Consider the following 22,404-nt stretch of genomic DNA (forward strand, 5'->3'; position numbering starts at 1 on the left):
AACTAAATTTTATACACTATGAAAACACAAAAAAAAATGACGCTGTTTCTTGCCTTTATGTGTACGTTTCTTTTTACGTCCGTGGTCTTTGCCCAAGGCGATAAAGCCAACCGGCCCAGTCCGCCGGCAAAAGCCACCGGAAAAATCGGCACGGCGAACATCACCATCGATTACAGCAGCCCATCCGTGAAGGGAAGAAAAATTTGGGGCGAATTAGTGCCCTATGGAAAAGCCTGGAGGGCAGGCGCCAACGAGGCCACCATCTTTGAGACAAGCAGCCCCATAAAAGTGGAAGGCAAGGATCTGCCCGCAGGCAAATACAGTTTATTTGCCATCCCCGGTGAAAAGGAGTGGACCATCATTTTCAATTCCGAGACGGGCCAATGGGGTGTTAAGAAGGGAGGAGATGCTAATCTCGACAGGGCAAAAGACGTGCTTGCCGTGAACGTAAAGCCAAAGAAATCGGCAGCCCCGAATGAAAAGCTTGCCTATGTCGTAGACAAGAATGGGTTTTCATTGAAATGGGAGAATGTGGAAGTTCCGGTTGCTGTGAAGTAGCGCGGCAACATCCATAGCACATAAAACGCCCAGATGCGACGTCACCCAATACGGGAACGGCGCGTCTGGGCGTTTTATGTGATGTGGGTGAGGCGAAGGATGATGAAGAAGTGACGAATACACCAAATAGTTGAGGGGTTACTGGCTGCAGAGTTTTTGACGGCTAACTTTGCGTTAAAATGAACGCAGTGATCAAGGAAAACGGATTCTCACCACAAGCCTATGCCCGAACGGGTGGCGTGTTGTATTTGATTATCATCGTAGCGGGCTTGTTTGGAGAGTTCTTCGTCAGGGGCAAGCTCTTTGTGCCGGGAGATGCTGCCGCCACGGCCCACCAAATTGCTGCTTCTCCTTTGCTGTGGCGCATTGGTATTTGTGTCGACCTCGTCATGCAGGTGTGCGATATTCCCTTAATGCTGATCTTTTATGTTTTGCTCCGGCCGGTCAACCGGAATCTTGCTTTGCTAAACTTGCTGTTCAACTTGATACAGACCGCTGTTTTGGTGGCCAACAAATTAAATCTGTTGATGGCGCTATTTGTGTTGGCCGATGCACCTTACTTGAAATCCATCGATCCCGATCAACTCCACGCGCTATCCTACATTTTTATCAAACTACATGACCATGGCTTTGGCATCGGGCTCATCTTCTTTGGGTTTGTATGTTTGGTGGAAGGCTATCTGATCTTCCGGTCGGGCTATTTTCCAAAGGCGCTAGGGGTGCTGATGCAGGTGGCGGGTGTGTGCTATATCGTGAATACGTTCACATTGCTTCTTGCCCCCCAAGTGGCCAGTCAATTGTTCCCTTTCATTCTGATGCCTTGCTTTATAGCCGAATTGTTGCTGGGCCTCTGGCTGCTGGTGAAAGGCGTCAATTTAGCGAAGTGGCAGGAGCGGGTACGACGAAGCTAACAAGGGAAGCGAATGGATGCGAAAGCCCCTCGCGTGTCTACCGCATGACATGCACCCATCCCTTTATATGCTTTTGTTCACTGTCGCAGCCGAGGTAAGTGATGTTCCAATAATATACACCGGTGCTCACGTCGGGGGCGGTCCAGCGAAAGGCCGGATCGTCGGTGTGATACACGGGAGTCCCCAGGCGGTTGTAAATCCGCAGATTGAACTGCGATAGATCTTCACCGCGCACTTCGAAGTAATCATTATAGTGGTCGTCGTTCGGTGTGAAGATGTTGGGCACATACACGCTGTCACGCATATTTTGCAAGGTTATTGGCGGCGATTCGAGCACGCATCCATTCTGCGACACGCTTGCCGAAAACGTTCCCCCTGTTTTTATGGTGATCGACCCACCAGACTCTGGCAACGTCGCGTGTGTCGACAGGTCGGTCCAGGTCACCGTGGCGTCGTTGTCGAACGGCGTCAGGGAAATCGTCACAGGGACACCGTTGCAAATAGAGGGATGGCTTGCCGTGAGTGCCGGGGGCGTGAACTTGTTGACGACGACCGGCGCCGTCTCAACGGTACACCCATCGCGCGAAACGGTAGCGACATATGAACCGGATGCATCCACCACCAGGGCCGACGCCGATCCCTGTGCGGGCGTGTTTGTCGACACGTTCATCCAGGTCGCCGTGGCGCCGGGGTCAACGGGGGTGATCGAGAGGGTGACCGGGCTTGTTATGCACAGTGTTGGACCGGGCGTAAGCGATGCGGGCAAGAGCTTGTTGACGGTTACCGTCACCGTTGTGTCGGTTTGGCAGCCGGCGATTGTAGTGTAGTGATACCGTAGCGAGATCTTTTCGTTTGTAAAATTTTTCGGGTCGAATGTGCCGTCGGCCGTCACACCGGGACCGGACCATATACCACCTTCGGGGGCGGCGTCGAGCTTCAGCGTGCGGTCGTCGCAGGACACGGGCAGTTCGGGAATGTCGAACTGAAGCGGAGCCCGGGTGTAGGTCTCTACGCTGCCCGACCAAAATCCCCGTTCTGTATCTGCATAGGTTGCACCGATGTACAGCTTGTGATTGGTCACGTACAGGCTGCAACCAAATCCATCCAACCAATCGGGACTGATGGACGCGATTTGTTCGTCTTCCTGTTTTGTGGATAGCCAGTCGCTGCCGTTGCGGACAAAGCGGTACACTTTTCCGGGTTTCAGTGTGTTGTCGTGATTGGTGACATAATTTGGATACTCGGCTTTATCGATCGCGAAAGGACTCCCGGCGTAAATTTGATCGTCATCGATGGCTACGCTGTAGCCGAAGTTCCCATGAGACGTGGCATCGCTGGGCTCTAACTGTGCACTTTCGTTGACGGTACCGTTCCAGCCGCTGGCCGGCCTCTTGAAAATATACGCCGCACCGCGATAGAACAACTGGTCGTTCAACAGGGCCGTTCCAGGATATCCCGGTGCTCCCACCACAATGCGGTCGCCTTCCATGGCAACGCTGTAGCCGAACATGTCGCCATACCCTTTGTTGGTTGGCAGCAAGCGCGCGTCTTCCGTTGCGCTTTTCCATTCGCCATGCTTTTCAAATACAAACACATGCATTTTGTGACCCACCTCGCGTTCGGTGTCACCGGTGCCCACTACGATCGTGTTTTCACTCATCACGATCGCACGACCAAAGAAGTCGTGCTTGATGTCTATGGAAGGTCGTAAGGTAGCGAGGTAGACATATTTGCCGGCATCGTTCTCCTTGTAGAGGTATACACGTCCGTCGCTTTCGTACGTGGTCAAATCATACGCACATACGGCAATGTATTTATTGAAGTAGGCCACCGTTTGTCCAAAGGAGCCGTTCATCGAAAGGGTGGGGGCGACGAGTTGGGAATGATATTTCCACCCGGAGGCGGTACGCTTGTAAATATAGGCTTTGCCCATGCGGTCAAACACGTTGATCCCGTTGTTGCCCACCGAATCGACAAAGGGCGCACCGACAACAAGTACGTTGTCACCTGCCGCAATACTCTGACCGAAACCGGATCGGTTGTGACTTTTGGGCTCAAAGAGCCTCACCGCTGGTGAGGTCGGCTTGCCCTTGGTGTGCACGTATACGGCACCCGAATTTAGTCCCATTTCGTCATCGCCCGGGGCGCCGACAAAGAGCTCGTTGTTGAGTGACGTGATGCTGCTTCCATAAAGATCGCCCGCGGCGTTGAGCGTGGTTTTGGTGATGATCTGATGGGGCGGCGTGTTGGTGGCCCAACCACCCGGAGGCCGGTAGTAATCGATTATGGCTTCCCGGGTGGCAGGCGTAGGAATGCCACCAGCGGCCGGCCCGCCCACAACCAGGTGGTTATTGGTCAGGCTCATCCAAAGGCCAAAAAATTCGGTGCTGGAAGCCGGCTTTGACAGTTCCATCGACAGGGTAACCGATGACCACGAGCTGCCATTCTTCTTGTAGGCGTGCACTTGTTGGTAGCCGCCAAAGAAGAATTCGTCGTCGGTTACGATCAGGCTCTCACTCGTGCCATAGGGGGTCTTCACGGCAGCATTGGTTTTGGCGTTGGCCCAACCCGACACAGGTTTTTTAAATTCATAAAAGTGGAGGAGACTCTTAAAAATACCCGTGCCGTTATCTCCCGTTACCCAGCCACCGGTGTATACGTTTCCGTTGTGAATGGCTATTTGGCGCCCGTAAGTCATGCCCCCCACATCGTCAGCGGGTCGCAATGTGGCCACGGGTGAAGTAGAGAACGTGGCGCCGTTTTTTTCATACAAGATCACCGTGCCGACGGTGCCGTCTGCATTTTGGAACATCGCCGATCCGGCGGCGATCAAGCCGTCGCCGGCCGTCAATACCGGGAAGGGCAATGCCATGCCGTTTTCGTCCACCGGGAAGGGAAGGAATTGGGTGAGTGTGAAGACTCCACCCGTTTTTGTAAATACGGCAACCCCCTGGTTGCTGGACTGTGAAGCCAGGGCAATGAGGTTATTTTCGCTCAGCACGGGAGCGTCGAGGTACGGCGTGCCCAAGAGCTGGTACGATTCTGTGCCCGACACCCATTCCGAACCGGGTACCTTTTCGAACACATACAATTTGTTGGCAAGATTGCCCGCGTCGTCGTACGATTGTGCCGAAGCCACGATCGATGTGGCGTCGATGGTTACGTTCATGCCAAACCGTAAATAGATCTGGGGATCGGAGGGAGTCAGTTGCGCGATCTCCTTCCATTGTTGGGAGGCATCGAGCCGGTACACGTGCAAGAGACCGGCTTCTACTTCCAACGAATCGTGGAGCATCTCGCTCGCCACCATATAGTCTCCATACGTGTCGATCTTTAAACCGAAGTAGTCATATTTCGCGAGGTCGCCCACGGGCAAATAGACCTCCGTCGGCGCCGGACATTGTGCCCACGCAACATTGAAAAAACCGCAAAGCATCAAGAAAAGACCTGCGAAGGGAACGGCAACCCGGATCATCAAACTAATTTTTAACGATTTTAGCATCAATAACTTACAGAGGGAACGGATCGTAGGGATGCCGGTTTTTTTCGATGTAAAGATAGCTTTTTTTGCGGATACATTGGCGCGGGTCATTTTCGATTTCCGGATCCAGAGCTCCGGTGTTTACCCTGTGACTAGTTTTGGATAGTGCTCTTAAACAAGAAAGCCTGGTTGTTCACCAGGCTTTCAATTGCTTCTTGTTGTGTTTTCTGTAGAAAGTCGCGCTTACGGATGGATGGGTTGCCAAGCTTGATAGAGAGACAGGATCGGGTACTCCGTTGACTCGGCATCTCCAGGATTATAATGTCCGGCAAAAATCGTTGACTCCAGCAAGGCATCATCGGTTGTCTGAACATACGTCGTTGCAGAAAGGTCGATATGCGTGCAAAAGTCTTCGGCTTTTGAAAAGGGGATGTTATGAAAGACGTTGACATTGTTGCCGCAGGTTGACGCTGTCCAAACGCCGCCCAAATCGTGGTAACATTCCAGGAAAGACACGTCCGAAATGGGCACGCTCGACGGGGACGATGCGCTTTTGTCCACATAGAGATATCCTACACGATAGCCCTCAGGAATATCAACACGGGCATAAAGCTTGCAACGATTGTCCTGGTTGGGGAAATATGCTTTCATACCATCTACTTCCCGGACGATAAAGCCGTCCAATGATTCCGGTATAAATTCAAAGGCAAGACTGCTTAGTCCCGATAGTTCGTCCGCCAGGAAATGCTGCTCATGTGGAAGGTAGTCGGTCTTGGTGGCCTTAAAGGTGTAATGTCCATATTTGGCCGGGACCTGTATGGTGCCGGCAGCTGATAAGTTGACGGTCTTTGTCCACTTGACCGTACCCAGCGCTTGGTCCTTTGCAACGATCTCCAAGGTATAATCCACAGCGCTGTGCTGATCATTATCGGCAATGGTTGCCGTCGTGGTAAACGTATACTCTTTGACCACCACGAAGCCAAACGTTGCATAGCCAAAATCTTCCGCGGTATGATCCTCTATATCCAATACCTCCGGGGTAACGTTCGTAACGTTGTCTACGGCGACATCGAAAGATAAGGGCAGAGGATGCTCGACCAAGGCTGACATGGCAGTGCCTGCGATCGGGGCCGCATAAATCGTATTGCCATCGGAGTCCAGGATCAGGAATTGTTCCAAACTGTATTGCCCAACACTGAATTGCTGTGGTGACGTAACAAAGCTTCCGTTGAATGCGGTCAGCTCTATTTTAGCGCTGATCGTTGAGCCGTCTGGCTTTTTCAGCGTGTAACTTGCGAAGGCCGGGGTGACCGCATCTTTTACTTTTCCTCCCGGTGTGACAAGCTCTTGTTTCTTAAAAGAAAAAATAATCTTTCCCGGCTGTAAGGTATCCGCGTCGCCGGGATGGCAACCATAAAAAATCAGCAGTATAACCGCCACTGCAAGCATTGAAAGTTTTTGTTTCATAGTATTTTGACATTGGTTAAAAAAATGCCCGTGTGGGCAATGCAATTCTAGCAACAGCTGGGATCAGATGTAATGACGGAAAACCATGATATGCGTGTGCCGGTAGGGTGAAGGATATTGACGGGTTATAACCTGGAATGGGGAATAATGAACCAGGCCGTTGTGGGGAATTTTAACGGAGTGGCTGGTGGGCTGACTTTTGTTGGTGGACAAAAGGGGGGATCTCCCGTGGATGATGGGAAGCAACTTTTTATGGAAGCAAACAATGTCTGACTCAACGGGGTGGCTGGCGGCTGGGTTTGTTGGTGAAGAACACCAACAAAGGCGGTGGCCGGTGACTAAATTTTGTGGGTTATCGATACACTTCTTCGATAGCGGTGTCAAGCTCCTTGAGCAGGACATCAGCAGAGGCTGGGCTGGGTTTTACGGGAGGCTCGTTGCGAAGTGGCAGGAGCGGGTACAACCAAGCTTAATACAGAATCAACACATTCTGAACCATGAAGCCGAACCTCTGAAAATCGGGTATTTTTTTCCATTCGGAGGGGTAATAAGACCTCATCGGAACCTCTCCTTGATTTGTAAACTCAACCCGGCAGCCATTTTTCGAAGCCCTTTGTTTTGGCATCATTCTTATCAGGCGTTCAGTATGAACTGACGAATAACGGAGATTCCATCCGGTTCGTCGAGGCATCCATTAGGCCCGCCAACAGTATTTCTTCATGCCCTTTAAATGCGTCGCCTATTCGGTAAAAAAAAATCAATCGATAAACTATTGACCAATTTAAAAATGAGATTATTAAAAAGCCTTTCAATCATGGTGACGTTGGGAATCGTAGCTATGGTAAGCTGTAGTAAGGATGATGAGGATAATAATGATGCCATCTCCGGAGCAGGTCCAACCGTAACATCCACAAGTCCGGCAAGTGATGCTACCGGTGTTGCCCGCAACACAAACGTTGTTTTTACTTTTAGTGAAAAAATGGATTCCTCAACGATCAACAACTCAACCTTTATATTGCAGATCGGGACACAACTAGTCCCCGGAAAAGTGGTCTACTCGGGAGTAACCGCAACGTTTACACCGAACGAGTGGCTCTTGGCGGGTAAACCCTATACGGCAACGATTACCACCGGGGTAAAAGACATGAATGGACATCACCTGGCACCCCGCAAGGTGTGGGTGTTTGTAACGGCCGATAGCACATCTACACTTGGAGTTATTGATCTTGGAGCTTCGGGCAGTTACGTGATTTTGGCCAAATCGGCCACGGCCGTAGTCGATGCCCGTGCGATTGCAGGACAAAGGCTCACGGTAAATTAACTGAGCGCTTCTTTTTGTTTTGCAATGCTGCGGGTCGCTGGCGGCTAACGTTCTTGGTGAAGCGCTTCAACAAAGACGGAGAGCTTATTGGTAGACCTCATGAATGGCGGCATCAAGCTCCCTGATCATTTCAGACACCAACGCGAAAGGATCATACGGTTTGCCGCGGACCGCCAATGTTTCAACGGGTAGATAGCCTCGGTAGCCACCGTCTTTAATGATCCTGACCAAACGCTTATAGTCTGTCGGGATCTCGTTGCCCAGGCCGAAGACACTCTCCTTCACTTGCCAGTTGATGGCATAGGGAACAACGGCAGCGATGTCTTTGTAGGGATCGGCGGTTTTAAAACTCCCGGTGTCAACGATAAGGCCTGCCCATTTGGAGTTCACACCCTTCATGACATAAATGCATTGCTCCGCCGTTTGCAGCATGTCGCCGTGATTTTGGATCCCGATCTTAACACCATACTGTTCTCCATAGGCCGCACACTCTTTGAAGCAGACGATCATCCAGTCGGCTACTTCGGTCCATCGGTCTTCGTATCCGCTGGGAACTTCGCCGGCAAAGACGCGCACGATCGGGGCACCCATTTTCGAGGCCGCAACAATCCAGTTCTTTGCCAATTGCACACCCTCTGCGCGTACCTTGGGGTCGGGCGACGCAAAATTGTTTCGGATGCCTGTTCCACTGATAACAACACCCAGTTCGGCGGCGCGATCTTTGAACTTTTTCAGATAGTCATCGGAGGGCACTTCCGGATACGTCGGGAAGAAATAGGCGGTGGGGTCGAGTGCCTTTATGTTCTTTGAGGAACACCATTCCAACAAATTAAGCAAACTGTAGACTTGCTGCTGGTCTTGTGTGTTGCGGGCGGTTAGCAGGTCGCTGAAGGAATAGGCGTTGAGGGAAGCAGTAACGGTCGCTTTGTCTTTGGCGTTCTTTTTTTGTTGGCCGATAGCGGGTGTGAAAATGAGGTGGAGAAAGATGCCGGTGGTCAGTAGGAATATCTGGGAACGCGTGGCCATGGTGATTTTTTTTATGGATGTATGGCTAATTTAAAAATTCTATTGATCAAAAGTTGTTCTCTTATTTCTTTGGGGGATATGGAACGTGATCGGTTCGGGGGGCGAAGCGTTGCTTGATGGAAATTTGTTGGCGATGTATTGTTGGGGCTGTGTTAATGGGGCTGGCAGCTGATTTTGTTGGTGGGGCACCAACAAAAATGGGGAGGGGATGAAAAAAAGCCGTCTCAAAATTTTTGAGACGGCTTCTTCGATGGGTGCGGATTGATGATGTAGTGGGTCTACATCCTTCTAAAATCTCTTGTTTTTAGTAGCCGCTGTTTTGCTGGAACTGTTTGTTCACGTCGATGGTCGACTGTGGTATCGGGAAGGCACGGCGCGAAGGCCCTGTAGCCGGCTTGGCGGTGTTGGGCAGGTCAAGCTTGCCGAAACGAACCAATTGGGGGCGGCGTTTCATTTCCCAGTACAACTCGAAGCCGAGTTCACGCAGGAGGATGTCGGCGTCCAGGGAAGCAATGGCTTGGCCGGGAGCATTGGCATAGAGCGCTTCGCGTGTTCTGCTGGTCCGCAGGATGTTGATGTCGGCCAATGCTTCGGTAACCTGGCCCTTGCGGAAGTAGGCTTCGGCACGCATCGTATAGATACCACCCAGACGGTAAAGGGGAATGTCTACGCCACTCACGCCGTTATCGGGTCCGGATACACCGGCAGGATTGAATTCAAACTTGAAGAATCGCGCACCCTGGTTCAGCTGGTTGGAAGTTAATACCGATGCCATCGGGTTGTCGAACGCCAGGTCGGGCGTAAAGTTCATCGGCGTGTTGGTGTTTTTTTCCATCACCAGGGGCAACACGGAGATGCGTGCGCCGTCCATGATAAAACCACCTTTGTCGTTGAGCTTCGGTCCATATTGTTGTCCGTAGAGGATACCGCGGTTGAAATGGAACCAGGGCTGAGTGGTTCCGGCCACGACGTCGGTAGCAGGGACACTTGTGTCTGTGCCGTCGTTCATGAACCACGTGCCGTCAGGATATTGATACTTCCGGGAGAAACGCGGGTCGTCATGGTTGCCGTCCCAGCTGTGAAAGAATTCCGTGGTCATACACGCTGCGTTCGTGCCGCGGTTTGCGGGCGACGGGCGTTGGTTGCGTTCCTGGTTCACATAGCCCAGGTCGTTATCGCCGGCCCGGAAGGCATCGACTTTTTGAACCACTACGAAAACGTGCTCCGGTGCGCCGGAATTCGTGATGTCAAAATTCGAAAAGTAGTTGCTGGCCAATTGGAACTTGCCGCCGTTGATGAGCAGCGACGTGTAATAGATCACACGATCCATATCGGTCTCGCCACCGGTGAGGGAAGCTTCAGTGAATTTAAAGTCCGAGGTAGCATTGAAGCGGTCTTTGAATACGGCGCGGTTCAGATACATGTCGGCCAGCAGGGCATAGGCTGCTTCTTTTGTGAAGCGTCCCGTGTGGGTGGATTGATCGCCAAGCGTAGCCAGGTTGGGGATCAGGGATTCCACCAGGGTGATCAGTTCGTCGATGCCTTCGGGTGCTTGCTTTGCCGTTACCGGCGCATTGATATCCAGCGGATCGCGATAAGGTGCCTGGTTGTACAGGTCAAACGTGTGGAACATGTAGAAGGCGTACAAACCTTGCGCCTCGGCGAGATAGAGGGCTTTCTTGTCTCCGTCAGAATTTGTGATGGTCTGGATGGCCGTAAGCGAACGGGAAATGCCGTTGGTGAGGCGGTTCCATTGGTCGGTCAGGATAAGGCTGCTGGGTGTCCACGTGAACTCGTGCATTTCACGCCACTTGCCACCATCACCCCAGTCGCTGCCCCGTGTGGGCACGAGGGCCATGTCGGAAGCATATTCCTGCATGGAGATCATCCCCGTGTGGTCGGTAAATGTGGCATCGCCGATGCGGTCATAGGCTGCAACCAAGGTGCTTTCCATACTCGGGGCTTGACCACCCAACACTTCATCGCGCACCTCTTCGTTGAGGTCGGTGCAGGAGAATGAACTGAGCAGTAGCGTTGCCGAAATGATCTGTGCTGATTTGGATCTGAATATATTCTTAAAGTTCATGTCGTTAGATTTTTATGGATAAACCTACAGTGAATGTTTTGGCAGTGGGGTAGCGAGGATAGTCGATACCCAACGATTGGTTACCACTGAGTGCTTTCGGGCTGTTGATCAGCGGATCGAATCCGGTGTAGTTCGTGATGGTAAAGATGTTTTGGCCGGTCACATACAATGTGGCGTTGTCAAGCCAGTTGAGCTTTGCCGTTCTGAACGTGTAGCCCAGGCGCGCGCTGTTCAACCGGAAGAAGTTGGAGCTTTCCATGTACAGCGTAGAAAGGCGCGGAGGGTTGGTGATGTTAGCACCCGAGTTGGCGTAGTCGCGGCTTGTGTTCCGGTCGGAATTCAAGTTGTTCACGTTGATCGCGCCCACCGCGGTGTTGTTGATGAGCGAGCCACCCGACTGCCCGATGAAGGAAAGCGACAAATCGAAATTGAGATATTTCAATTGCGAGTTGAGGCCATAAGAGAAGGTGGGCAACGCACCGTGGAAGATCGTGCGGTCGTTGTTGGTGATCACGCCATCGCCGTCCTTGTCTTTGAACTTGTCTTTTCCGTTTTCATCAAAGCCATCGTGTTCCAACAGGTAGAACGAGCCGGCGGCATAACCGCTCTTGTAGATGTTGGCCCATACGTCGGTCAGACCGGTACCGGAAACAATACCGGAATAGATCTGCGATACGGGCAGGTCCTTGATCTCGTTGTGCAGGGTGGCGCCGTTTACATCGACCGACCAGGTGATCTTGTTGGTGTTCAGGATCCGGTAGCCGAGCATCATTTCAACGCCGGTGTTCACGATCTTGCCATCGATGTTCACCCACACGTTGGGTGTAGGGCTCAGCACGGGAGAGGGGATGTAGAGGATCGCATCCGTTGTGGTCTTATTGAAATAGTCGATCGTTCCATAGAGGCGGTTGTCGAGCAAACCGAAATCAAAACCGAAGTCATACTGGGTAGACACTTCCCACTTCAGGTTCGGGTTGGGCGTACGGGTGATCGACAAGCCGTTCACCAGCGCGAGGTCGTTGTTGAGGTAGTAACCGTCTGCGCCCGACAGCGAATAGCTGGCTTGGGTGATCTTGTTCTGTACGTCCTGGTTACCGGTCTGTCCCCAGCTGGCGCGAAGTTTACCACTCGAAAGCCACGTCACGTCCGACATGAAATTCTCGTGTTGGAAATTCCAGCCTGCCGCGAACGAGGGGAAGTATCCGTATTTATTGTTCGTTCCAAAACGTGTAGATCCGTCTGCACGCATCGACGCGGTGAAGAGATACTTATCGTCATAGGCATAGTTCACGCGACCGAAGTACGACTGAAGCTCGTTCTCCTGGCTATAACCGGTAGGCGGCAGAACGGTGCCCTTGTAGCCGGGGTTATACTCGGGAGGCACACCCTGACCTTGCGCGGCAATGCCCGATAAGCCCCAGGTGCCGCCGGACCGGTCGAATTTTTGATACGAAAAACCTCCCAGCACATCGAACTTGTGTTTGCCCAATTGCGTGCTATACGTCAGATAGTGCTCGAGCAGCGTGTTCGTTGACTCGGTATTGCTTTGCGAATACCGTCCGGTGGGGTTGATGTCGATGATGTTAGGATAAAGCGTTGCATTCCGCTCGCCTAATGAACGGTCGATACCCACGTTCAATTTGTACTCCAGCCCTTTCACAATGCGGAACGAAGTCTCGATGTTGCCGAGTACGCGCGTGGTCTTGGTCACGTCGTCGTACAGGCTCAGCAAGTAAGCGGGGTTGTAGTACGCATTGGCCTTGAAGTTGGTGTAGCTGCCATCGGCGGCATACACGGGGTAAGTAGGATTGGCCATCAGCATCTGTGTGATGAGCTGTCCGTTGGAACCGCCATCATCGCTGGTGGGGATCGCACGGTCTCTGGTCTGGCTGGCCGTGAGGTGTACGGCGATCTTCAAACGCTCGTCGTCGAGGAAGGACTCCGATGCGTTGATGCGCGCGGAGAGACGGGAGAAGTTGCTGTTGCCGACAATGCCCTGTTGTTCCATGCGTCCCAGCGACACGTAGTAGTTGCCGGAGTTGGTTTGCTTGGCGAACGACAATGCCTGGTTGTTGCTGGCGGCTTTTCTCATGATCACATCTTGCCAGTCGGTGTTGCCGCCGTGATCGAAGTTGGGATCTTTGATCACACCGCGGTATTCGTCGGCCGAAAGCAGATCGAGTTTTTTAGACACGGTCGAGAAACCAACATAGCTGTCGGCGGTCAGTGTGCCTTTGCCTTTCGAGCCTTTTTTGGTGGTGATGATCACCACACCGTTGGCACCCCGCGCACCGTAGATGGCGGCAGCCGAGGCGTCCTTCAACACGTTGATCGACTCGATGTCGGTCGTGTTCAGGAAGTTGAGCGGGTTTTTCGCGGCCGAGGCACCAAAGCCGATGTTGTCGCCGGTAGGGCTGGCGTTGTCGTTGGAGAGCGGTACGCCGTCCACCACAAAGAGCGGTGTGCTACCGCTGCGGATGGAGCCGACACCCCGGATCACAACGTCCATCCCAGCCCCGGGTTCACCGCTGCTGTTCACGACGCGCACGCCGGCGATCTTACCCTGGATCAGGTTGTCGGCCGAAGTGTTGATACCTTGCCGGAAGTTCTCGGAGGTGAGCTGAGCCACCGATCCGGTAACGTCCGATTTTTTCTGATCGCCATAACCAACGATCACCAGCTCTTCGAGTGTGGCGGCGTCGGGCGACATTTTGATTTCCAGCGTCGTGCTGTTGATGGCAATTTCCTGGCTGGCGTATCCCACGAACGACACCACCAGCGTGCTGCCCATGTCTGCTTCGATGGCGAATGCACCGTCGCTATTGGTAACGGTACCGTTGTTGCTGCCTTTTACTACTACGGTGGCGCCCGGCAGAGGCGCACCGGTCTCATCCAATACTTTACCGGTGATGTTCGCCACGGCGGTTACGGTGGCGACCGGTGCTGTTCTTGTCTCGAAGCCGTCGGCCCGGGTGGCCATACTGCACAACCCGGCAACAGCTAAAAGGACAAGACCCTTTAGCGAGGGAAATGTAAATGTATTCTGCATAGTTAAATTGTTGGTTGGTAAGTTTCTTAAGGATGCTTTGTGAGGATGTCCCGCTTGGCTCCACCCGAAAGTCTGATGAGATGCTATCGATGGTTTAGGCTCTTGGGACACGGGCTAAAATTTGGGCAAATGAAGGAAACGAATGTGTTACGAAATTTAAAGCAATGTTATGATTAGGTCAATTAAGTGTACGGATTGCCCTAACAAAAAACTGCAAAGCAACCCCAAGGCTACACCGATACCCTCGCGAGTGTTCAAGAAAAGTTAAAAAAATATGAAGGATGTTGTAGGGGTAAATCTTGCTGTTCAACGTCCCCGTCGTTTGGTCATCCAGATTATAAGATCAGCAATAAATATTCAGACTTGCCAATGAATTCTTTGACTCAGTGTTCTATTATCAAAGAAAAAATTGAAGCGTGTTTTGCAAAGCGGGTTCCTAACCTTGCCTGTGAACTAAGGTATGGGTAATAAGGTATGGTAATAAGGTATCGTAATCATGTATCGTATTCATGTATAACCCCGGGCTTTAGCCCGGGGTTAGGGCAATCAGTTATAACTGCGCCACGCTCACGTCTCATAAATAGCACGAACGTTCATGGCGTACCCTCACTGCCTCTGGCTCCGAAGTGCCTTCAGACCACTCCCCTCAAAGACATGTCACGCTCATAAAAGGTGGCTCGCCACGTCAGAGCCCGGGGCAGCGTGCACAGCCGGTGCCATGAAATGCGAAGATCGATCCGGGCTTTCCTATGGCACCTTTTTCATCGCATCGATAACCCCAGGCTAAAGCCTGGGTTAGTATGAATTGAATACCTTAGCTTGGAAGGTCCGCTATCGGCAGTCATTATTTTTGCTTTCCGCACAGTTTTGACAATGAGATTAAAGTAAAAAACAGATAAGTATACATAGGAAAAGGCATTAGCTCTGGCTACTGGCTACTGACTACTGACTACTGGCTACTGACTACTGGCTACTGACTACTGGCTACTATTCCACGACCGTCACCGTCACCGGTTTTCTCTTTAAAATGAGCGAACTAACAAAGGCGACCACAAGCCCAATAGGCAGCACTTCAGCATAAGAAATCAAAACCACAAAAACCGGGCTTTTATACATTTCCTTGAATTGCGCCATCTGCTGGGTCTTGGCGGCCAATTTGGAAGCCGTGGCACCGTTTCGGGTGGCTTGATGGATGACGTGCAGGCAATACTTGTCCAAAAAGTCGGGGACAAACAGATAGTAGTAAAAAAGCCAAACCCCTACATACATGGTCGATCCGATCAAAGCGATCAAAGCGCCGGTCTTAAACGCTGTGCCAAGCGAGATCACGCCGTTCAATTGTTTGTTCCGGTAATTCCGGATGCCGAAAAAGGTCAGGGAAAAAACAACGACCATGGCGGCGTAGCCGACGACATCGTTGCTTTCGAAATCGGGGTTGTGGTAAACCACGTCCACCATGTAGACCATGTGCCCGGTGAGGATTGTTCCGAGGATCAATCCGAAAATTAAGACGTTTCGTTTCATTGTATTTTTGGTTTTAAGCAAACCTACTCTCCGGGGCATCGGCCGGCTTCATACTTAAGTACCAAAGTTCCCCGATTTCGGAGACTTCATACCAAAGTATGAGTTCGCCTGGGGCGTGAGTTTCAACCGGTTAGCTTTTTCAAGCGCCTGCGTTCTGTTTTTTACGTCCATTTTCACAAACAGATTGGACACGTGGGTTTTGACCGTGCTCAGCGAGAGGTAAAGTTTATCTGCGATCTCGGCGTTCGTGTAGCCTTGTGTCAGCAGTTGCAGCACTTCGTATTCGCGGGTGGTCAGGTTGAGTTTCTTTAGTTCGGTTTCGTTCAGGGCAGAATCGCCGGGTTGATCCCGGTAGATTTCTTTCTCGACAACGACCGTCTGTATTTTGGGTTTGGCAAACTGTGTGGCTACCCACGTTCCCAGGAGTGTAAAAAAGACGGCGATCAGTCCGACGTAAACATCGGAAGCGTTATCGGTGATCAGGTATTTCCATTGAAGCCACTTCAGCGCAAATACCAGGACGGCCATGAGCACGCCATACAAAGCGACAGGGCGGAGTTTGTGCCATATGTCTTTTAAAAAAATCATGCTCTTTTTCCGATGCCGCCTTCTTCTTGTCCGTGACGGTTTGCTTTCTTATATAAACGCCTTCCTGTATTCGATGTTCTACGGATTGCCAATGGTAAAGGTGCGCTAAACCTCTTTGGTTAGATCATATATTTCCTGAATAGAGTGAAGTATCTTCGGGAAGTCAATTTTCAAATCGATCAATTTGCCGGTAGAAACATCAAAGACCCAGCCGTGGATCAGCGGCGATTTATTCTTGATATACGATTTTTGTATGACCGCCATTTTAATGACATTGATGCATTGTTCCTGCACATTCAATTCGACCAACCGGTTATAGCGCTCGTCAATATTGGTGATGTTGTCCAGTTCATGTTTATGCAAGCGATAGACGTCCCGGATATTTCTGAGCCAGGGGTTGAGCACTCCCAGGTCTTTACTTTGCATCGCCGCCTTCACACCACCACAAAAATAATGGCCGCAGACCACAATGTGCTTAACTTTCAGATGCACCACGGCATACTCGACAACAGCCTGCGAACTGTTGTCATTGTTCGGGACCAGGTTGGCGATGTTTCTGTGCACAAACATCTGACCGGGTTGCGTTCCCGTAAGTTCTTCGGCGCCGACCCGACTATCGCTGCAGCCGATGTATAAGATCTCAGGTGCCTGGCCCTCCGATAGATTTTTAAAAAAATCGGGTTGGGCGGCTTTTTTTGTTGCAATCCACTTCGAGTTATTTTTGAAGATCTGGTGATATAATGCCATAAATTAAAAAATGGGGCTTCAATAAATGATGAAATAATCCGTAATTATCGGGCGGGAAATGCTTTTTTCAAAATCGATATACCTGTTTACGCCATGATTGTTCACCTCATTGACGGTACCTACGAACTATTCCGCCATTTCTATGGCCTGCGTAGTTTCAACAAAGGCAAGGACAAGCCCTTCGGTGCCGCGGTGGGCGTGCTCCACGGCGTGTTGCAAATGATCGAAGAAGGAGCGACCCACGTCGGTGTCGCCACCGATCATGTGATCGAATCCTTTCGCAACGACCTGTGGCCCGAGTATAAAACCGGAGCGGGCATGGAGCGGGCGCTGGTTAGACAATTTCATCCATTAGAACAAGCCTTGGCGTCGATGGGCGTTGTAGTGTGGCCGATGATCGAATTGGAAGCGGATGATGCACTCGCCTCCGCAGCGCACCTGGCTGCCGCCGACCCCCGCGTGCTGAAAGTGTGCATCTGGACACCGGACAAAGATCTCGCCCAATGCGTGCGCGAAGATCGCGTGGTGCAGATCGATCGAAGAGCAAAGGCGATCAGAGACGCAAATGCCGTGCGCAAGAAGTTTGGCGTGAGCCCGGAACTCATTCCCGATTTTCTCGCACTCGTCGGCGATAGCGCCGATGGCTACCCCGGCATTGCCGGCATCGGGAAGACCGGCGCTGCTCAATTGTTGAACCAATACGGACCCATCGAGGCGTTTCCGGAGAAGCTGTTGGCAGAAAAACGCGAGCGAGCATTGTTGTTCAAACGCCTCGCGACGTTACGAACCGATGCGGCGCTATTTAACGATGTTGAGCAATTGCGCTGGCGTGGGCCTACACCGGCGTTCGCCGAGTGGGCTACAAAAATGGCGGAGCCGCGTCTACTGGATCGGGCAAACGCTGCCGCTGCGAAAGTTATTCAATGAGGTGTTTGTCAAATGGCTGAGCAGACATAAATCCCGGGCAAACCGGATTATGCATGCTTAAATACTGGAAACGAAACAAAGAACTCACTTCCCTCGCCCGGACTACTTTTTACCGCAATGTCGCCGTTGTTTTCTTTCATGAGTTCTTTACACAAAAGCAAACCAATGCCGGTGCCCTTTTCATTTTTTGTGCCGGCTTGTGTTTTTGAGCTGTTCATGGTGAACAATTTTTCCTGGATATCGGCGGGCATCCCGATGCCTTGATCCTGGACCGAAATCAATACCGTGTTTCCATCAACGGCCGTCTTCACCGTGACGTCGCTGTTCGGGTGGCTGAATTTAATGCTGTTGGAGATCAGGTTCCGGATCACGGTGTCGATCGCCTGAAAATCGGCGTAACCAAAAACATCATCGCCGGCGGAATGAACCAACCGGACACCTTTGCTTTCCGCAATCGACTGGTACAAGGATATGTTCTTTTGAATAAGCGTCGACGTGTTAAGCTTGTCGAAAGTCCACATGCGTTTTTTGGATGTAGTCATGGACCACTCCAGGATGTTGTTGATCAATTCCGTAAGATTATCCAGCGACGTGTCGACTTTCTTTTTGATGTCTTTCGTTTCATCGGCCGTCAGCATGTCGGCGTGATTAAACAATAAATAGGAAAGCCCCTTCAGCGAATTTAAAGGCGAGCGCAGGTCGTGCGACAGGATGGAGAAGAACCGGTCCTTGTCCTTGTTCAGTTTGTCGAGATCATCCTTTTGTTGTTCGATCTCTCTGTTTTTGTTGGCCAGACTGTCGCGCGCGGTTTTGGTGGTGCGATAGGCGTAGTAGATCAACCCGACGATCAACAACAGGAATACAATGCTTCCTGACAGGGCATAGGTGACCAGCGCGTTGTTTCTCGCCATGGCCTCGTGAAGTTCCTTGTCTTTTTTGAGGATGACAATTTCACGTTCCTTTTCCTCTACGTTGAATTTCCCCTTGAGCTCTTCCAGTGTAGCCTTGTGGTTTTTGTTGTTCAGGCTGTCGGCGAGTTGGTTGTATATTTTCTGGTAGGCAAGCGACGATTTGTAATTCTTTGCTTTTTCATCGAGTTCTGCAATGAACTTACTGCAGCGCGACATGATCGACAGTTCATTGATCTCTTTTGATACTTCAAAAGCCCGCAACGCCAGTTTCCGTGCCTCGGCCAAGTTACCCTTGTTCTGTTCTACCCGGGCCATGGCCAGGCAGTTCGGTCCTTGAACCTGCTTGTCGTTTGTGAGGAGATTGATGCTGTCCGCTTTTTTGTAGTAGCGCATGGCCTCATCCCACGCGTTATGATTTTCAGCAATCGAGCCCAGGTTGATATAGCCCCTGGAAATACCATAGAGATCTTTTCGCTTGATCTTTATGTTCAGGGATTGGATAAAATAATCTTTGGCCGACGCCTCATCTTTCATTTCCTGGTAGATGGCGCCAATGTTGTTGAGCGCATACGATTCTCCTTTTTCATCGCCGGTTTGCCGGAAGATCTCCAACGCTTGTTTGAAGTAATCGAGTGAGTTCTTATAGTCGCCCGAGTTGGCGTAAATAATGCTGATATCATTGAGCGAATTAGCGATCTGAACGTTGTCGCCAATTTCGCGATAGAGCTTCAGGGCCTCAAACATATGGTTTAGCGCTTCCACCTCTTTGTTCTGGTCCCGCTTGAGACGGCCCATGTGAAGCAGGGCGTCGGCGCGACCCTGTGTATAGTTGATCCGTTCGGATTTTTCGAGGGTCTCCTGCGCGTATGCCATGGCGGAATCCATCTGATACCCCTCATAGGTCATGGCAATGGAAAGTAGAATTCCAATTTCTGCCGTGTCGGAGGTGGCCTGGGTAAGTTCCGATTTTAACCGTTCAATTTTTTCAGCTTTTTGCGCCCGGACGGAATAGGGGAGAAGGGCACCCAAAAGGCAAACGGAAAAAATAACAGGATATCGCATCATGGTCTCTTAGCGGGTACGGCGAATGGAAATACGGCTGTAAATATAACCCTCAAAAATTCTGTTTTTGTCACTTTGGAATTGGAAGTTGCTGGAATGAAGGCACATTCTTTCCGTTATAAAAATGTGTCCAAAAACGCGTAATCGATACGTTGGCTGATCACGCAACGTCGGTCCATAAAAAAACAGTTGTCATCGTTGGGTGCCGCTAAACACCCTGAAAGCATTTTGGGTGTTTGCTGCTGCGACAAAGTTACGGAATGCGTTATTTTTTCGCGCAAATTTACTTGGGTTTTATTCGTATCATTATAGGAGGATTGAGCGTTAAAATGCGTCGGAGAGCCGGCTCGTTAAATTTTGCATCAGCGGTTCGTAAAATTTGTAGCGATGGAATCTACCAGAAATTTTTCCAGGAGAGCCTTTCTGCAGCAAGCAGGCTTGTCGGGCATCGCGTTAACCCTCGGTTGCCATTGGCCGGCGCTGGGGAAAAGCGTTGGCGAAATTATACATGGAGGCGCCCTCGAAGAGGCTGCCACAGAGCTGATGACCTGGATCTCGATAGATGGCGCGGGTAAGATAACGCTCTTCAATCACCGTTCAGAAATGGGACAAGGAACCTGGCAGGCCATTCCACAAATGATTGCCGAGGAATTGGAAGTCAACATGGACCAGGTGAGCATCCAGTCTGTTCCCGGTCATCCTCAGAAATACGGACCGCAGCCACAAGAGGGGAGTTTTTCGGTGCGGGGCTGGTATCAGCAATTGTTGCGCATGGGCGCCTCCGCACGGGAAATGCTGATTGAAGCGGCAGCCAAACAATGGCGCGTCGACGCAACGGAATGCTATGCGGAGAACGGGCAGGTAGTGCACCGGAGCACCGGAAAAAAGCTCAGCTACGGCGCGTTGGTAAAAGACGCGGCACAACTGCCGCCGCCAAAGCAGGTGAAACTAAAGGAACGCAAGGACTATAAGATCATTGGCAAATCCCTGCCCCGCAAAGATATCGCCGCCAAAACCAACGGCACTGCGGTATTCGGGCTGGATAAAAAACTGCCGGGTATGCTCTATGCGGTCGTAGAGCGCAACCCTCGGTTTAGAGGAAAAGTGAAAAGCTTTGACGACACCGCTACAAGATCCATCAACGGTGTCAAGCGTGTTTTTAAAGTGCAGCGGGCCGTCTTTGGTTTGTTGTATGAAGGCGTGGCCGTTGTGGCAGATTCGTTTTGGACAGCCCAGCAGGGACGTAAATTGCTAAAAGTTGAATGGGATGACGATGGCTTCGAACACCTGGATTCTGAACAGCTTTATGCCCGGATGCACGCGGACCTGAACAAGCCTTTGCCGTCCGATGTTTTTGAAACGGCTTTCAAGGATTCGGCAGCTACGATAACGTCCGAATATGAAATGCCCTACCAATCGCACAGCTGTATGGAGCCGCTTAATTGCACTGCCGATGTGCGGGAGGACAGGATTGAAATTTGGGGCCCCATCCAGGAAGCCGTCTGGATCCAGGCCGACCTAAGCGAAAGAATGCATGTCCCCATCGAAAAGGTAACGGTGAACATGACGTTTCTCGGTGGCGGCTTTGGAAGAAAAGCATTTACGGACTATCCCTATGAAGCGGCGCTTATTTCGAAAGAGATGAAAGCCCCGGTACAGGTGATATGGACCCGGGAAGATGACATGACCCTGGGACCCTTCCGCTCCGGGGAATCGTACCGCTGCAGGGGTGGGGTGGATGCTCAAAAGAAGATCTTCTCATTTCAAGTTATTTCGGCAGGACAACCCATGGGTACCGGGGCTGACGAGGACGGCACACCGGAACCCGTAACGGAAAATCGTGGCGGGCTCGCCGGTTTGGTCAGTGACTATTATAAAGCCATACCGCATTACAGCTTCGGGAGCATGTCCATCAAGTCGCCTATCCCCACCATGTGGTGGCGTGCTCCAGGCGCCAACACAAGTGCATTTGCCGGCGAAAGTTTTGTAGACGAACTGGCGCACCTGGCAAAGCAAGACCCGCTTGAATTCAGAAAGGCGCATCTCCCTTCCGATCGTTACCGGGCGCTGGTGAACAAGCTTGCCGAGATCAGCCACTGGACCTCGCGACGAAAGAACGACGGATGGGGAATGGCGATCACAGAATGTTTTGGCAGCCTCGTTGGACAGGTGGTGAAAGTATCCCGCCGGCAAGACAAGAAAGTAAAGATCGACAAGGTGTTTGCCGTGATGGATTGTGGCTGGTACGTAAACCCCGACACGATCCGTGCCCAGGTGGAAGGAAGCATTGTCATGGCCCTGGGAGCGGCGATAAATCACGCCACCCATTTTAAAGACGGCATGGCCGTGGAGAAAAATTTCAACACCTACCTCATGCCACGCCTGGTGGAAATCCCTGACATCGAAGTGCACATCATGGAGAATGACGAGAAGCCAGGCGGTGTTGGCGAGCCGGCGTTGCCTGCCTTTGCACCGGCACTCGGCAATGCTATTTTTGATCTCACCGGCACCCGCATACGCAAGTTGCCCTTTAAACTCGAGGACGTGTAGCGGGTTGTAGATAAATCCGGACTTTGTTTGCAGCAACGTTGGGAACATCCTTTGTCATGCTGCAGCATAAATGCATCCCACCTTCTATCGCAAAGCATCTTCAGCCCAACGCGAACTTTTGTGTACGTGTAGCTTTGTAGTTATATACTTCCCGATTATTTTTTTATTTCCCCACGTGAATTCAGCGATGTCCTCC

General features: G+C 51.4%; 14 protein-coding genes. 5 read left to right on the forward strand and 9 right to left on the reverse strand.

Annotation, left to right across the window (positions count from 1 at the left end; translation table 11 throughout):
* Positions 1-18 precede the first annotated feature (18 nt).
* Together D4L85_RS24195 and D4L85_RS24200 are read left to right on the forward strand one after the other, a co-directional pair.
* A complete protein-coding gene (locus D4L85_RS24195; protein WP_119756731.1) occupies positions 19-558 on the forward strand; it encodes a DUF2911 domain-containing protein in 540 nt (179 codons plus the stop codon).
* Positions 559-737: 179 nt separating this feature from the next.
* Positions 738-1,469 (forward strand): DUF4386 domain-containing protein, encoded by a 732-nt coding sequence (locus D4L85_RS24200; RefSeq protein WP_119756732.1) that lies wholly within the window; start codon positions 738-740, stop codon positions 1,467-1,469.
* Between the two features lie 37 nt (positions 1,470-1,506).
* Here D4L85_RS24200 and D4L85_RS24205 read toward each other — a convergent pair whose 3' ends face one another.
* Together D4L85_RS24205 and D4L85_RS24210 are read right to left on the reverse strand one after the other, a co-directional pair.
* Entirely contained in the window at positions 1,507-4,944 is a 3,438-nt protein-coding gene (locus D4L85_RS24205) for a T9SS type B sorting domain-containing protein (protein ID WP_160143968.1), read from the reverse strand.
* Between the two features lie 249 nt (positions 4,945-5,193).
* Positions 5,194-6,417 (reverse strand): hypothetical protein, encoded by a 1,224-nt coding sequence (locus tag D4L85_RS24210; RefSeq protein ID WP_119756734.1) that lies wholly within the window; start codon positions 6,415-6,417, stop codon positions 5,194-5,196.
* Between the two features lie 730 nt (positions 6,418-7,147).
* On the opposite strand from D4L85_RS24210, the gene D4L85_RS24220 reads away from it, so the two are divergent.
* The gene (locus tag D4L85_RS24220) at positions 7,148-7,738 is read left to right on the forward strand and encodes an Ig-like domain-containing domain (RefSeq protein ID WP_119756736.1); all 591 of its coding nucleotides are present in this window, start codon (positions 7,148-7,150) and stop codon (positions 7,736-7,738) included.
* 84 nt (positions 7,739-7,822) lie between these two features.
* On the opposite strand, the gene D4L85_RS24225 is transcribed toward D4L85_RS24220, so the two are convergent.
* The 6 genes from D4L85_RS24225 to D4L85_RS24250 form a co-directional block, all read right to left on the reverse strand.
* Entirely contained in the window at positions 7,823-8,764 is a 942-nt protein-coding gene (locus D4L85_RS24225; protein ID WP_119756737.1) for a sugar phosphate isomerase/epimerase family protein, read from the reverse strand.
* Positions 8,765-9,068: 304 nt separating this feature from the next.
* Complete coding sequence (locus D4L85_RS24230) at positions 9,069-10,850, reverse strand: RagB/SusD family nutrient uptake outer membrane protein (protein ID WP_119756738.1); 1,782 nt, start codon at positions 10,848-10,850, stop codon at positions 9,069-9,071.
* A gap of 4 nt (positions 10,851-10,854) precedes the next feature.
* Positions 10,855-13,899, reverse strand: coding sequence for a SusC/RagA family TonB-linked outer membrane protein (locus D4L85_RS24235; protein WP_119756739.1), 3,045 nt, complete (start codon positions 13,897-13,899; stop codon positions 10,855-10,857).
* A gap of 987 nt (positions 13,900-14,886) precedes the next feature.
* On the reverse strand, positions 14,887-15,423 hold the full coding sequence (locus tag D4L85_RS24240; RefSeq protein ID WP_119758921.1) for a DUF4199 domain-containing protein: 537 nt from the start codon (positions 15,421-15,423) through the stop codon (positions 14,887-14,889).
* 54 nt (positions 15,424-15,477) lie between these two features.
* Positions 15,478-16,011 carry a response regulator transcription factor gene (locus tag D4L85_RS24245; protein ID WP_119756740.1) on the reverse strand — a complete coding sequence of 178 codons (534 nt, stop codon included), beginning with the start codon at positions 16,009-16,011 and terminating at the stop codon, positions 15,478-15,480.
* Positions 16,012-16,116: 105 nt separating this feature from the next.
* Positions 16,117-16,758 carry a carbonic anhydrase gene (locus D4L85_RS24250; RefSeq protein ID WP_119756741.1) on the reverse strand — a complete coding sequence of 214 codons (642 nt, stop codon included), beginning with the start codon at positions 16,756-16,758 and terminating at the stop codon, positions 16,117-16,119.
* 93 nt (positions 16,759-16,851) lie between these two features.
* Here D4L85_RS24250 and D4L85_RS24255 point away from each other — a divergent pair, with 93 nt between their 5' ends.
* Positions 16,852-17,685 (forward strand): 5'-3' exonuclease, encoded by an 834-nt coding sequence (locus tag D4L85_RS24255; protein ID WP_119756742.1) that lies wholly within the window; start codon positions 16,852-16,854, stop codon positions 17,683-17,685.
* Positions 17,686-17,732: 47 nt separating this feature from the next.
* Here the strand turns inward: D4L85_RS24255 and D4L85_RS24260 are convergent, their stop codons facing one another.
* Positions 17,733-19,661, reverse strand: coding sequence for a tetratricopeptide repeat-containing sensor histidine kinase (locus D4L85_RS24260; RefSeq protein WP_119756743.1), 1,929 nt, complete (start codon positions 19,659-19,661; stop codon positions 17,733-17,735).
* A 384-nt stretch (positions 19,662-20,045) separates the two neighbouring features.
* Between D4L85_RS24260 and D4L85_RS24265 the strand changes: the two genes are divergently transcribed.
* Positions 20,046-22,208 carry a xanthine dehydrogenase family protein molybdopterin-binding subunit gene (locus tag D4L85_RS24265; protein WP_119756744.1) on the forward strand — a complete coding sequence of 721 codons (2,163 nt, stop codon included), beginning with the start codon at positions 20,046-20,048 and terminating at the stop codon, positions 22,206-22,208.
* The last annotated feature ends 196 nt before the right edge of the window (positions 22,209-22,404 follow it).

Source organism: Chryseolinea soli, from assembly GCF_003589925.1.
GTDB classification, from domain to species: domain Bacteria; phylum Bacteroidota; class Bacteroidia; order Cytophagales; family Cyclobacteriaceae; genus Chryseolinea; species Chryseolinea soli.